This is a genomic window from Thermus sediminis (assembly GCF_003426945.1).
Lineage (GTDB): Bacteria > Deinococcota > Deinococci > Deinococcales > Thermaceae > Thermus > Thermus sediminis.
Genome location: NZ_QURO01000004.1, coordinates 1,503,044 through 1,515,699, shown reverse-complemented (window position 1 = coordinate 1,515,699; position 12,656 = coordinate 1,503,044). Strand labels below are relative to the sequence as shown.

At 67.7% G+C, this 12,656-nt stretch carries 13 protein-coding genes; 5 read left to right on the top strand and 8 right to left on the bottom strand.

The annotated features are described in order from the left end of the window. Position 1 precedes the first annotated feature (1 nt). Positions 2-787 (top strand): undecaprenyl-diphosphate phosphatase, encoded by a 786-nt coding sequence (locus ATI37_RS08780; RefSeq protein ID WP_117238020.1) that lies wholly within the window; start codon positions 2-4, stop codon positions 785-787. On the opposite strand, the gene ATI37_RS08775 is transcribed toward ATI37_RS08780, so the two are convergent. Beyond that, the gene (locus tag ATI37_RS08775) at positions 779-1,840 is read right to left on the bottom strand and encodes an aminotransferase class V-fold PLP-dependent enzyme (RefSeq protein ID WP_117238019.1); all 1,062 of its coding nucleotides are present in this window, start codon (positions 1,838-1,840) and stop codon (positions 779-781) included. The two genes, ATI37_RS08780 and ATI37_RS08775, sit on opposite strands and share 9 nt — an antisense overlap. A 145-nt stretch (positions 1,841-1,985) precedes the next feature. Between ATI37_RS08775 and ATI37_RS08770 the strand changes: the two genes are divergently transcribed. The 3 genes from ATI37_RS08770 (at position 1,986) to ATI37_RS08760 (ending at position 3,926) form a co-directional block, all read left to right on the top strand. Then, positions 1,986-3,029 carry a DnaJ C-terminal domain-containing protein gene (locus tag ATI37_RS08770; RefSeq protein ID WP_117238018.1) on the top strand — a complete coding sequence of 348 codons (1,044 nt, stop codon included), beginning with the start codon at positions 1,986-1,988 and terminating at the stop codon, positions 3,027-3,029. A 112-nt stretch (positions 3,030-3,141) separates the two neighbouring features. Then, complete coding sequence (locus ATI37_RS08765; protein ID WP_014516375.1) at positions 3,142-3,363, top strand: cold-shock protein; 222 nt, start codon at positions 3,142-3,144, stop codon at positions 3,361-3,363. A gap of 74 nt (positions 3,364-3,437) precedes the next feature. Then, on the top strand, positions 3,438-3,926 hold the full coding sequence (locus ATI37_RS08760) for a GNAT family N-acetyltransferase (RefSeq protein ID WP_117238017.1): 489 nt from the start codon (positions 3,438-3,440) through the stop codon (positions 3,924-3,926). A gap of 3 nt (positions 3,927-3,929) precedes the next feature. Here the strand turns inward: ATI37_RS08760 and ATI37_RS08755 are convergent, their stop codons facing one another. From ATI37_RS08755 to ATI37_RS08745, 3 genes are all read right to left on the bottom strand, one after another. Further along, on the bottom strand, positions 3,930-4,169 hold the full coding sequence (locus ATI37_RS08755) for a ferredoxin (protein WP_117238016.1): 240 nt from the start codon (positions 4,167-4,169) through the stop codon (positions 3,930-3,932). A 61-nt stretch (positions 4,170-4,230) separates the two neighbouring features. Further along, complete coding sequence (locus ATI37_RS08750) at positions 4,231-4,770, bottom strand: hypothetical protein (RefSeq protein ID WP_117238015.1); 540 nt, start codon at positions 4,768-4,770, stop codon at positions 4,231-4,233. A 4-nt stretch (positions 4,771-4,774) separates the two neighbouring features. Next, positions 4,775-5,467 carry an NTP transferase domain-containing protein gene (locus ATI37_RS08745; protein ID WP_117238014.1) on the bottom strand — a complete coding sequence of 231 codons (693 nt, stop codon included), beginning with the start codon at positions 5,465-5,467 and terminating at the stop codon, positions 4,775-4,777. A 224-nt stretch (positions 5,468-5,691) separates the two neighbouring features. Here ATI37_RS08745 and ATI37_RS11695 point away from each other — a divergent pair, with 224 nt between their 5' ends. After that, a complete protein-coding gene (locus ATI37_RS11695; protein ID WP_198665535.1) occupies positions 5,692-8,712 on the top strand; it encodes a choice-of-anchor U domain-containing protein in 3,021 nt (1,006 codons plus the stop codon). A gap of 95 nt (positions 8,713-8,807) precedes the next feature. On the opposite strand, the gene ATI37_RS08735 is transcribed toward ATI37_RS11695, so the two are convergent. From ATI37_RS08735 to ATI37_RS08720, 4 genes are all read right to left on the bottom strand, one after another. Then, complete coding sequence (locus tag ATI37_RS08735) at positions 8,808-10,424, bottom strand: PEGA domain-containing protein (RefSeq protein WP_117238013.1); 1,617 nt, start codon at positions 10,422-10,424, stop codon at positions 8,808-8,810. 68 nt (positions 10,425-10,492) lie between these two features. Further along, on the bottom strand, positions 10,493-11,443 hold the full coding sequence (locus ATI37_RS08730) for an acetyl-CoA carboxylase carboxyltransferase subunit alpha (RefSeq protein ID WP_117238012.1): 951 nt from the start codon (positions 11,441-11,443) through the stop codon (positions 10,493-10,495). Beyond that, positions 11,427-12,284, bottom strand: a complete 858-nt coding sequence (gene accD, locus ATI37_RS08725) for an acetyl-CoA carboxylase, carboxyltransferase subunit beta (protein ID WP_117238011.1) — start codon at positions 12,282-12,284, stop codon at positions 11,427-11,429. Before accD ends, ATI37_RS08730 begins: the two co-directional genes overlap by 17 nt. Then, a complete protein-coding gene (locus ATI37_RS08720) occupies positions 12,285-12,656 on the bottom strand; it encodes a bactofilin family protein (protein ID WP_117238010.1) in 372 nt (123 codons plus the stop codon). It lies immediately after the preceding gene.

The window sequence follows — 12,656 nt, the reverse complement described above, 5'->3', positions numbered from 1 at the left end:
CATGGTCCGCATGAGCGCTTGGGAAGCCCTTCTCCTTGGGGTGGTGGAGGGGCTCACGGAGTTCCTGCCCGTCTCTTCCACCGGCCACCTGACCCTGCTCTTTCACCTCCTGGGCCTCCCCATCGCGGAGGACGACTTTCTGAAAACCTTCCTCATCGCCATCCAGCTGGGGGCCATCCTGGCCATCCTCCTCCTCTACGGCAGGCGGTTTTTGGTGGACCGGGCGCTTTGGCTCCGCATCGGGGTAGCCCTCCTGCCCACGGGCCTCATGGGGTTCCTCTTCTACCCCCTTATCAAGGGGGAGATCCTGGGCAACGACGGGATCGTGGTCTTCTTCCTTTTCTTCGTGGGCCTGGTCCTCCTCCTCGCCGACCGCCTAGCGGAGCGGGCCCGCTACCGGGACGTGAGGGAGCTTCCCCTTTGGCAGGTGGCCTGGATCGGCTTCTTCCAGGGCCTGGCTGCCCTCTTCCCCGGCACCAGCCGGAGCGGGGCCACCATCCTAGGGGGGCTGCTCATGGGCCTTGGCCGCAAGGGGGCAGCGGAGTTCAGCTTCCTCCTGGCCCTGCCCACGATGCTAGCGGCGGTGGGCTACGACCTTTTACAGAGCGCCGAGACCGTACCAGAAGGAGGGTGGGAGCTCCTCCTCCTGGGGTTTTCCGCTGCCCTCATCACCGCCTTCCTCACCGTACGCTGGATGCTCTCCTTCGTGGAGCGCTATGGCTTCCGGCCCTTCGCTTACTACCGCATGGCCTTGGCCTTGGTCTACGCCCACTTCTTCCTACGCTAGGGCCAGGACCCGGTCCAGGGCCTGTAGAAAGACCCGATAGGGCTCCTTCCTGGCTTCCTCCCCCATGAGGCCCAGGCGGAGCACCCGCCCCTGGGTGGGGCCGATCCCCCCAGCCACGGCTACACCCTCGCGGTAAAGGGCCTTGACCAGACGGTCTGCCTCTACCCCCTCGGGAGGACGCACCACCAAGACGGTGGGGAGGAAGCTTCCCTTGGGGTAGGGGCGGAAGCCCCGGGCGAGGAGCTCCTCCAGAAGCCAGGCGTGGGTCTCCCTGGCCCGCCTCTCCCGGGCCTCTATTCCCTCCTCCAGGGCCAGGTCCAGGGCCTCGAGGAGGGCGTAGTGCAGGAGGACCGGGGTAGTGTGGTGGTACCCGCCCCCCTCCCAGTGCTCCGCCACCCGGGCGAGGTCCAGGTACCAGCCCCGCCTGCCCGTGAAGGCCCGCCGCCCCTCCCGGCTCAGGGCGATGGGGGCCAGGCCCGGGGGGGCGGAGAGGCACTTCTGGCTTCCGGTGAAGGCGTAGTCCACCCCCATCCGCCGCATGGAGAAGGGGAGCATCCCCAAGGTGGTCACCGCGTCCAGAAAGAAGAGGGCCCCGGCCTCCTTGGCCAGGGCCCCCACGGCCTCGGCGGGGTTCAGGACCCCGGTGGAGGTCTCCCCGTGGACCAGGGCCACCATGCGGTAGCGCCTTCGCCGGAGCTCCTTTTCCACCGCCTCGGGATCCACGGCCTCCTCCGGGGAGAACTCCAAGACCGTAGGCTCCAGGCCGTAGAGGGCGGCCATCTTCGCCACCCTTTGGGAAAAGGCCCCGTTCACGGGTACCAGAACCGGCCCCCGGTCCAGGTTGGCCAGCCCCGCCTCCATGCCTAAGCTTCCCGAGCCCGCCAAGGCGGCCAACAGGGCCCCTTCCCCAGGGTCAAAGAGGGCCCCAAGTCGCGCTTGGATGGCCCGGTTCACCGCCAGAACCTCGGGGTCCAGGTGTCCCCGCATGGGACGGAGGAGGGCCTTCTGCACCCGTTCGGGGATAGGGGTGGGTCCAGGGGTCAGCAGGAGCATCCTAAGCCTCCCTAAAAGCCGAGGCCCCCGCGGGCAAACCCGGGGGGCCCTTCCCGAAGGAAGGTGCCCCCTACCGGATAGCTCGCAGGAGCCTCATTGCCCGCCACTTTAGCAAAAGGGGCATCCCTTGTAAAGTGCTAGGTGGATGAAGGACTACTACGCCATCCTGGGGGTGAGCCGGGAGGCCACCCAGGAGGAGATCAAGCGGGCCTACCGCAAGCTGGCCCTGGAGTACCACCCCGACCGCCACCCCGGGGACAAGGCCATGGAGGAGCGGTTCAAGGAGATCAACGAGGCTTACGCCGTCCTCTCCGATCCCGAGAAGCGGGCCCAGTACGACCGGGGGCTTCTGGGGGCGCCAGAGTTCTCCGCCCAGGACCTCTTTGACCTCTTCGCCCAGGTCTTCGGCTTTCGCCCTAGCCGGGTGGCCCCAAGAGGGGAGGACCTGGAGGCCCTGGTGGAGGTGGCGCTAGGAGACCTCCTGGAAGGCAAGGAGGTGGAGGTCCCCTTTAGCCGCCTGGGGCCCTGTGAGGCCTGCTCGGGCCAAGGGGGCAGGCGGGTGGTCTGCCCCACCTGCGGGGGCAGGGGGGTGGTGGAGAGTTACCAGAGGGGCTTCTTCGGCACCCTGGTAAACCGCACCGCCTGCCCCCACTGCAAGGGCCAAGGCTTCCTCCTGAAGGAGGCCTGCCCCACCTGCCAGGGCCGGGGCCGGGTACCCCGGGAAGAAAGGGTGCGGGTGCGGATCCCCCCGGGCATGGACGAGGGCCAGCTCCTCCGGGTGCCGGGCTACGGCAACCTGGGGCCCGGAGGCCCTGGGGACCTCTACCTGCGCCTCAGGGTGAAGCCCCATCCCCATTTGGAGCGGCGGGGGGCAGACCTGGTCTACCGCTTGAAGCTAGGCCTGGCCCAGGCCGCCCTGGGCACCCGGGTGGAGGTGCCGGGGCTCTCCGGCCCCATTCCCCTGGACATCCCCCCGGGGACGGGGCACGGGGAGGTGTTCGTTCTACCCGGCGAGGGGCTTCCCCATCCTGGGGGGCGGGGGGCTTTGCGGGTGGAGGTGGAGCTCGCCGTGCCCAAAAAGCTCTCCAAGAGGGCCAGGGAGCTCCTTAGGGCCTACGCGGAAGAGGTGGGGGAGGCCGTGGCCCCCGAGGGCCTCTGGGACCGGCTCAAAGGGTTCTTCCACAAATAGCCCCTTCGTGGTATAGTGAGGCGTTCCGGGTGGCTTTAGGGTGGCCCCGCAGGCCCAAAGCAACCCCTAGAACCCCGGACACGAGCAGGGGCTCGGAAGAAGAAGGAGCGGTATGCAGAAGGGTCGGGTCAAGTGGTTCAACGCGGAGAAGGGCTACGGCTTCATTGAGCGCGAGGGGGACACCGACGTGTTCGTCCACTTCAGCGCCATCAACGCCAAGGGGTTCCGCACCCTGAATGAGGGCGACATCGTCACCTTTGACGTGGAGCCGGGCAAGAACGGCAAGGGCCCCCAGGCGGTGAACGTCACCGTGGTGGAGCCGGCCCGCAGGTAAAGGGCTAAGGATACCGCCCCGGGAGGACCCGGGGCGGTCTTTCTTCACCCCCTTCTCAGGCAAGGGGGGGTAGCATGGAGGCGATGCGGACCCTAAGCCTCAGCCTGCGCCCGGTGCGCCTCGAGGACGCCCCCCTTCTCCATGGGCTCTTCTCGCGAAGCCCCGGGTACTTTGCCCTGATCGGCATGGAGCCGCCCAGCCTCGAGGACGTGGTCCAGGACCTCCACACCCTGGAAAGGGACCCCCGGCGGCGGGCCTTTCTCCTCTTCTTGGAAAGGGAGGCCGTGGGCTACCTGGACTACAAGCTCCACTACCCCGAGGAAGGGGAGGCCACCCTAAGCCTCCTCCTCATCCGCGAGGACCGCCAGGGTCAGGGCATCGGGCAGAAGGCCCTCCGCCACCTCATGGAGCACCTGGCAGGCGTAGAACGGCTTTACGCCGTGGTCTACGGCCAGAACCCCCGGGCCAAGGACTTCTTCCGCAAGGAGGGCTTCCGCCACGCCAGGGACGGCGGCCCCGCCGTGAGCTGGTATGTGCGCCAACTGGGTGCGGGGCCAGCCTAGGCCCTATCCTAGACCGGACAGCTTGCGGTTTTTCTCAATGTAGGACTTCCACCGCTCGGGAACGTCCTCCTCGGGGAAGATGGCGTTCACCGGGCAGGCGGGCACGCAGGCTCCGCAGTCGATGCACTCCTCGGGGTGGATGTAGAACTGATCCCCCCCATCGTAGATGCACTCCACGGGGCAGACCTCCACGCAGGACTGGTCCTTTACGCCGATACAGGGCTCACAGATCACGTGCGGCATCCCTCACCTCCCGAGCCACCGCTCGCCCCTATTTTAGGCTACCCGCCCTCCTGTCAAGACCCTAGATTCCCCATTGGCGGAAAAAGGCCTCCCGGGGAATGGCCCCCACCACCCCCTCTCCCCGCACCACCAGCACCAGGGGCTGGCGGAAGAAAAGGGGGTAGAGCTCGCTGGCCGCCACCTCCGCCTCCACGCTCTGGACCTCCTCCAGGGGCAGGACCCCGTCGGAAAGCCCCAGGAGCCCCACGGGCCTCCCCTCCTGCACCAGGAGGACCACCCCCCGGCCCTCGTAGGCCTCCGGGGCCTCCACCCGGGGCAGGGGCCGGGCCAGGCGGTGGGCGGGCAGGGGTCCGAGGAGCCCGGCGGTGAGGAGGGTGGTGCAGGGGACCCGCACCGCCTTCTTGGCCACGTAGAGGGAGAAGGTGAAGACCAAGAGGAAGGCCAGGCCCTCCACCAGGCCGTAAAAGTTGAAGCTCCCCCAACCGAGCCTCCCCTCCCCCCCTAGGAGGTAGTGCACCAGGAGGGAGAAGAGAAGGGCCAGGACCAAGGCCCCCAGGTAGGCGAAAAGCCCCGCCAGGCGGAGTTCCTTCACCGTGCGCATGGGCCTAGCTTACCAGGTCCTCCTCCCGGTCCACGTCCACCCCTACCTCGGGGTAGGGGGTGAGGAGGGCCCGGGCCTCCACCCCCAGGATCCGCCTCGCCCGGGCCTCCAACTCCCCTAGGGAGAGCCTGCCCAAAAGGAGCTTTAGGAGCACATCCAGCCCGATGAGGCGGGCCAGGGAGAGGGGCTTTTTCCTGAGGGCCACCACCCTTTTGGCCAGGGGGAGGGCCTGGAAGAAGAGGGCCTTGTCCAGGAGGAGGAGGTTTCCCCCGGTGAAGGTGCCCTCCCGAAGCCTGGCGTAGGTGCGGCGGTTTCCGGGGAAGCGGGCCTCCACCGCCTCCTTGGGCACGATGGGGTAGACCAGGGCCGCCTCCGGGGCCTTCTCCAACACGAAGCGCACCGCCTCTGGGGTCAGGTGGGGGAGGTCCGCGGTGGCCACCAGCACCCGGCCCTCCACGTGGGCCAAGGCGGCCTCGAGGTTGGCGAGGAGGCTCCCCTGATCGGGGAGGGTGAGCCGGGGAGGGGGGGAAAGCCCCGGGTTCTCCCCCACGTAAACCGCGGAAAGGCCCGCCCCCTTCAGGGCCTCCAGCACCCACTCGGTCATAGGCCTTCCCTGGTAGGGGACGAGGGCCTTGCTCCCCACCCCGTATTTCCTCGCCCAGGCCTCCTCCCCACCTCCTAAGACGATGGCCTCCATGCCCCTATGGTACGCCTTGCCCTAACCTATCCTTAGCACAGTCCTAAGGTTAAGCCAATGACAACCCCTTTGGTCTTGGGAGCGAAAGGTATCCCGAAGGATTCGCCAGATTTTGCCTACCCTAGGCTAAAGTCTAGGTCCTAGGACTCCCGTTTAAGGGTTTTGTAAGCCCCCCTGAGGAGGATGGAGGTATGGACCCTGGGGGTCCCGGAAAGGAGGCAAGGATGCGTATAGGTGCTTGGTATGGGTTCTTGACGGGTCTAGCCCTCCTCCTCGCCGCCTGCAGCGGGGGGGCACCCCCTCCGGACCTCACCCTCGCCGGGGTGAGCCCGAACAACCCCACCGTGGCCCAGGGAAGCAGCCTCCCCCTCACCCTCACCTTCACCTCTCAGAACGGCTTCCAGGGGCAGGTTTCCCTGAGCGTGACAGAGAACGGCCAGGCCCCCCCCTGGCTCACCTTCTCCCCCACCAGCGCCAGCCTGAACGTGCCCAGGGGAGGCCAGGCCCAGGTGACCCTCCAGGTCCAGGTGGCGAGGAACGCCCCCACGGGGCCGCACAGCTTGAGCCTCCGGGCCACTTACGGGGAGAGGTCGGCAGAGCGGAGCCTCACCCTCAACGTGACCCCGCCCCCCGACTTCGCCATCGCCCTCAACCCCGATAGCCTCACCGTGCAGCAGGGGAGTAGCGGCACGGTTCAGCTCACCCTCACCCCCCAGAACGGCTTCACGGGGACGGTGAACCTGTCCCTGGTGGCGGGGCAGGACCCGGTACCCCAGGGGCTTTCCCTCTCCCCCACCAGCCTCACCGTTTCCGGATCCAACCCCTTGACCCGGGACCTGACCCTCACCGCGGGGGCCACCACGCCCACGGGCATCTACCGGCTGAAGGTGCGGGCCACGGGAGGGAACGTCACCAAGGACGCGGAGCTCACCGTCACGGTGAGCGCCTCCTCGGGCGGTGGCGGCGGCTCCAACAGCGGCACGGTGAACACTCCCGGGGGCCAGGTGGGGATGGGCCTGCAGGGGGGCACCTTCACCCAGGGCCCCACCTACCAGAGCGTGACCCCACCCGAGGGCTTCCAGGCTCCCTACGGGGCCATCGCCTTCACCGCCCAGGTTCCCCAGGGCGGGACCCTCACCGTGACCCTCACCTTCCCCCAGGCCATTCCCCAAGGGGCGGTCCTGAGGAAGTTCGTCAACAACGGCTGGCGTGAGGTTCCCGGGGCCCAGTTCTCGGGGAACACGGCCACCTATCAGGTGCGGGACGGCGGAGATTTGGACGCCGACGGGCAGGCCAACGGCCAGATTGTGGACCCGGTGGCCTTGCTCACCCCCTCCCCCGGCTTCACCCTCAGCCTCAACCCCGATAGCCTCACCATCCAGCAGGGGGGCAGCGGCACCACCCAGCTCACCCTCACCCCGCAGGGGGGCTTCACAGGGCCGGTGAACCTGAGCCTGGTGGACGGGAACGGGAACCCGGTCTCCGGGATTAGCCTCTCCCCCACCACGGTGAGCGTGTCTGACCCCAACAACCCCGTGATCTTGGCCCTCAACGTCAACGTGGACAGCAGCGTGGCCGCGGGGAACTACAGCCTCCAGGTCCGGGCTACCTCAGGGAACCTCACCAAGACGGCGGGCCTGAGCCTCACGGTGGAGCCCCTCCCCCCCATGAGCCTCTCCCCGGTAGATCCCGAGGTGACTCTGCAAGGCACAGGCTACTACCAACACCTCTCCGGAACAGTAACCCTAACCCTCACCCTGACCCCCAGCTCGGGGTTCAATGGCTATGTGGATCTTAGTGTCCTGAACGCTAACGGTCAGGCCATCAAGGGCATCAGCATCCGGCTTACGGATGGTCCCCTCTACTACTCCCCAAGCGACGGAGTCAGGCAGTACTCCGTGACCTTGAATGTGTTCGCAGATTACGACTATTACTATGCTTCCCAGCCCTTCCGTTTCTGGGACTTAGGTCCCAACGCCCTGCGTCTGGAGGCCCGTCAGGGGAGCACCGTCCACACCGCCGACTTCACGCTCACGGTGCGAGCAGATCCCCCAGGGATCCTGTGGCACATTAATGGCCCCATTATTCTTGCGGTGGATGCCCAAGGCAACGTCTACGGAGCGATACTTGTGTCCGCTGGCTTCGTGGGTCAGGGCTACTGCCATGTGGTGGCTTTCCGGCCCAACGGGGAGCGGTTCGTCTTCATCCAATGGGACCTGAACTGCAACCCGGACAGGGATTCAGCAGAGGGCATCGGCGTGGACGGGGACGGAAACATCTATGCAGCCTTCACCTTCAGTAATTCTCTCCTCCGCCTCCGCAAGTACACGCCCCAGGGTGAGATGCTCTGGGAAAGGACCATAGGTGGTCTTGAGGGCTTTGCGAAGCCCGAGAGCTTGGTGGTGACCCCGGAGGGGCGGGTCTATGTGGCCGTGACCCAGTACGGGCCGGAAGAGGACTGCGTCTATAGCCGATGCAACCCCGTAGGCGTATCCGTTTACGCCTACGACTCCCAAGGGAACCCGCTTTGGAGCCGGCGCTTCCAGGCTTACCTGCAAACGCCCGAAGAGAACCCCCGGACTTACCCCGTGTTGACGGAGCACCACGGAGGCCTCGCCGTGGGTCCCGATGGCCACATCTACGTGGCGGGGACCGCCATGGGCAACCTCTTCCGCACTCTCTATGGCCGCGCCTGGAACACGGATGGCCTCCCCACCTCCGCCTGGGTAGCCAAGCTGAACCCGGCGGATGGGAGCGTGGTCTGGGGGGACCAGTTTGTGGGGGATCCCTCTTCTGCTCCCGTTGCTTTCAACGCCAACACTGTCATACCCCTCACCCTGGCGATCACCCCCGACGGGCAAGAGGTCTACCTGGGAGGCACCACCAACAGGGACCACCCGCCTTACACACATCAGGGCTACAACGATGGCCTGCTTGTCCGCTACAGTGCCGCCACGGGCCAGAGGCTCGAGGTTCGGCTCTACGGCAGTCCGGGGTATGACGATATAAAGAGCATTGCTTTCTCCCCGGACGGGAATTACATGTACCTGGAGCTTGGGGGCCAGGTCGGTGCCCTTTACAAGCTCTCCCGCACCAATCTGGATTTAGATAGCGCCCTCTGGGTGATGCGCCTGTCGTACCCTCGTGGTGGCCCCTACATCATCTTGCCCCACGGGAACCTACTCTATGTGGGTAACGTTGGGGGGGAGAGCGGACCAACTGGCATCCTTCGGATAATCCCCTAACCCAAAGGCTTCGCCCCCGGGCTGGGAGGTCCTGGCCCGGGGGTTCTTTTGGTCCTCCAAGGCCCTCCGAGGGATGGGCTCAAACCGAAGAGAGCCTAAAGGGGCCTAAGCTCTAGCCGCAGCACCTGGTTGCCCGTGACCCGGATGGCCTGGACGAGGGTGCGGTAGCCAGGGGCCACCAGGGTGAGCTCGTGCTCCCCAAAGGGGGCCTCCAGGCGCAGGTACCCGCCCTTGGCCACCCCCACCTCCTCCCCATCCAGGAAGACCCGGGCCTCCACGTTCAGGTAGAGCTCCAGGATGGCCCGGACGGGGACGAGCTCCACCAGAAGGCGCACGCTCTCCCCGGGCCGCACCTCCACCATGGCCCGGTACTCCCCGTACCCAGGGGCCACCACCCTAACCTCGTGCAGGCCCGCCTCGAGGCTCACCCGAAGGGGCGCCCGGCCCACCAGGCGGCCGTCCACGTAGACCTCGGCCCCCTCAGGCCTGGCCTCCAGGATGAGCTCTCCCGTGCGAAGGGGCCTCAGGTTGGCAGCAAGCCGGGTCTCCCGGCCCCGCTCCACCCGGACCGCGGCGCTGTAGGGCTCGTGGCCGGGGAGGCGGAGCTCCACCCGGTAGGTCCCCTCGTTCAGGGTGAGGCGCAAGGGGGTGCGGCCCTGGAGGCGCCCTTCCAGGTAGACCTCGGCCCCCAACGGGCTGGACTCCAGGAAGAGGGTGCCCGTCCGGGGAAGGGGGTTCAGGCGGACCTCGAGCCGGGTGGCCCCTCCCCGCCGCACCTGGACCGTGGCCCTATGGGGCTCATGGTCGGCGAGGCGGAGCTCCACCGCGTACCGCCCCTCGGGAAGGGCCAGGGAAAGGGGCGTTCGGCCCCTAAAGGCCCCGTCCACGTAGACCTCGGCCCCCGCGGGGATAGAGGCCACGCTCAGGGTCCCCTGCCTGGCTTCCGGAACCAGCTGGGCGAAGATCTGGACCCTCTCCCCGGGCCTGGGGTTCACCGTGGCCCGGTAGGGCTGGTGGCCGGGAAGCCGGACCTCCACCTCCTGCCGTCCGGGGTTCACGGCGAGGGAGAGGGGGGTGCGGCCTTGGAAGCGGCCGTTCAGGTAGACCTCGGCCCCCCCTGGCCTCGAGTCCACCACCAGGGTAGCCGTGGCTGGGGTGGAAGGGGGGGCAGCCACCCGGCCCACGAAGTAGCGGGCCACGTCCGTGACCCAGTCCCTGGGAGGCAGGGGCTCAATGACGATGGAGAGGGCCCGGGCCAGACCCTCAGGCCCCTGGACCCGCACCTGGTTCCTCTCCACATCCAGGATCTGCTGGATGGAGAGGGGGCGCCTGCTGGCCACCGCCAGGATGCGGTCCTCTCCTTCGGGACCGGTCACCGTGTAGCGGTAGCGGGCCCCCTCGGGGGGATACCGCCGGGTCTCCCCCGCCCTTAGGAAGTTCTCCCGCTCGTAGGCGTTGGGCAGAATGGGGTCAATGCGCCCGTCGGCGCTGATGTTGAAGAGGTAGACGTAGGCGTCCTGGTTGACGTTGACGTAGATCTGGATGGGCTCGCCGATCCGGTAAAGGGCGTTCCCCCGCTTGCCGGGGTCCCTGTCCACCCACACCCTTACCTCCAGGTCCGTGGGCACCGGGTTGACGATGATGCCCTGGGGGCTCAGTTGCTGGGCTAGGGCCATGCCCAGGCCCAGCGCCGCCAAAAGGAGCTTCCGCATATCCCTCACCTCCACCCCCAGGCTAAAGCCCGGGTGTGAAAGCCCTGAGGGAAGAAGGCCAAGGCCCCTTAAGGCTCGGCGAAGACCCCCAAGGAGCGGAAGCGGCGGTAGCGGTCCTGGAGGAGGGCCTCAGGGGAGAGGCCCCTAAGCTCCTCCAGGGCCTTGAGGAGGGCCTCCTTGATGTTCTTGATGGCGGCCTCCGGGTCCTTGTGGGCCCCACCCTCGGGCTCGGGGACGATGCCATCCACCACCCCAAAGGCCAGGAGGTCCTTGGCGGTGAGCCTCAGGGCCTCGGCAGCCTTGGGGGCCTCCTTGGCGTCCCTCCAGAGGATGGCGGCGCAGGACTCGGGGCTGATCACGGAGTACCAGGCGTTTTCCATGATGAGGACCCGGTTGGCCACCGCGATGGCCAAGGCCCCCCCGCTGCCCCCCTCCCCCAGGATGAGGGCGATGGCCGGCACCCTTAGGCGGCTCATCCGCTGGAGGCTCTGGGCGATGACCCAGGCCTGGCCCCGCTCCTCGGCGGAAACCCCCGGGTAGGCCCCCGGGGTGTCGATAAAGCTCAAGAAGGGGTAGCCGAAGCGGTCCGCCAGATCCATGAGGCGCATGGCCTTGCGGTACCCCTCGGGGTGGGGCATGCCGAAGTTGCGGAGGAGGTTCTCCTTGGTGTCCCGCCCCTTCTGGTGCCCCACCACCACCACCTTATGGCCCTCCAGGTAGGCCAGCCCCCCCACGACGGCGGGGTCATCGGCGAAGGCCCGGTCCCCGTGGAGTTCCAGGAAGTCCTGGAAGGCCCTCTCCAGGACGTCCAAAGTGGTGGGCCGCCCAGGGGCCCGCGCCAGCTGGACCCGCTGCCAGGGGGTGAGGTTGGCGTAGGTCTCCCTTTTGAGGCGGGCCAGGCGCTCCTCCAGGAGGCGGACCTCCCGCTCCAGGTCCACCCCTGTGGTCCTGGCGGTTTCCCTTAGCTCCTGGATGCGCTTCTCCAGCTCCAGGATGGGCCTTTCAAACTCCAGCGCCATAGGGGACTCCAGGGTGCAGGTGGCGGAGGACCAGGGCCACTTCCCCCTTCAGCTTCCTGCGGTCCGTGACCCGGTCCACCATCCCGTGCTTGAGGAGGAACTCCGAGCGTTGGAAGCCCTCGGGAAGCTCCTGGCGGATGGTCTGCCGGATGACCCTAGGCCCGGCGAAGCCGATCAGGGCCCCGGGCTCGGCGAGGATGACGTCGGCCAGGGCGGCGAAGCTGGCCGTGACCCCCCCGGTGGTGGGGTCGGTGAGGACGGACACGTAGGGGAGGCGCCTTTTCCAGAGGAGATCCAGGCTCATCACCGTCTTGGCCATCTGCATGAGGGAGAGGGCGGCCTCCTGCATCCTGGCCCCCCCGGAGGCGGCCACGATGACCAGGGCCCGCCCCTCCTCCGCCGCCCGCTCCGCCCCCCGGGCGATCTCCTCCCCCACCACGCTGCCCATGGACCCCCCGGCGAAGGCGTAGTCCATGACCAGGAGGACCGCAGGCACCCCTCCGATGGTGCAGATCCCCCCCAGGATGGCGTCGGGCCGCCCCGTCTCCTCCTGGTAGGCCCTAAGCCTTTCCCCGTAGGGCTTGGTGTCCACGAAGCCCAGGGGGTCCAGGGGCCTTAGGTGGGTGGTCTCCTGGAAGGTGCCAGGGTCGGCCAGCATGTCCACGCGTTCCCCCGCAGGCATGCGGTGGTGGTGGCCGCACTTGGGGCAGACCCCCAGGTTCTCCCGAAGCTCCTTTTTGTAAAGCTGAGCCCCGCAGGCCTCGCACTTGGTCCAAAGCTCAGGGACATCGCGGTTTTCCCCGCTGGGGCGCCTCCTCCGGAAAAGCCTTTCCAGGGCCATTCACGCCTCCTTGGGGGCCTCGAGGGCCCGGGCCTCCCCGGCGAGGCTCTGGCCGATGAAAACCGCCCCCGCCTCCACCTCCAGGGCCTGGGTCCGGACGTTGCCGGTGAGGCGGGCGGTCTTGGCCAGGAAGACCTTGTCCGCCACCAGGTCCGCCCTCACCTCCCCGTGGACCTGCACCGCCTTGGCCTCAATCCTTTCCCCTTCCACCCGGCCCGTGCGCCCCACCTCCAGCTCCCCCTCCACCCGGAGGGAGCCCCGCACCAGGCCGTCTATGCGCACCTGGCCCCTGGCCTTGAGGTCCCCCAGGACCTCGGTCTCCGGGCCCAGATAGGTGAGGACGCGCTCCTTTCTGCCCAGCATCCGCCCCAT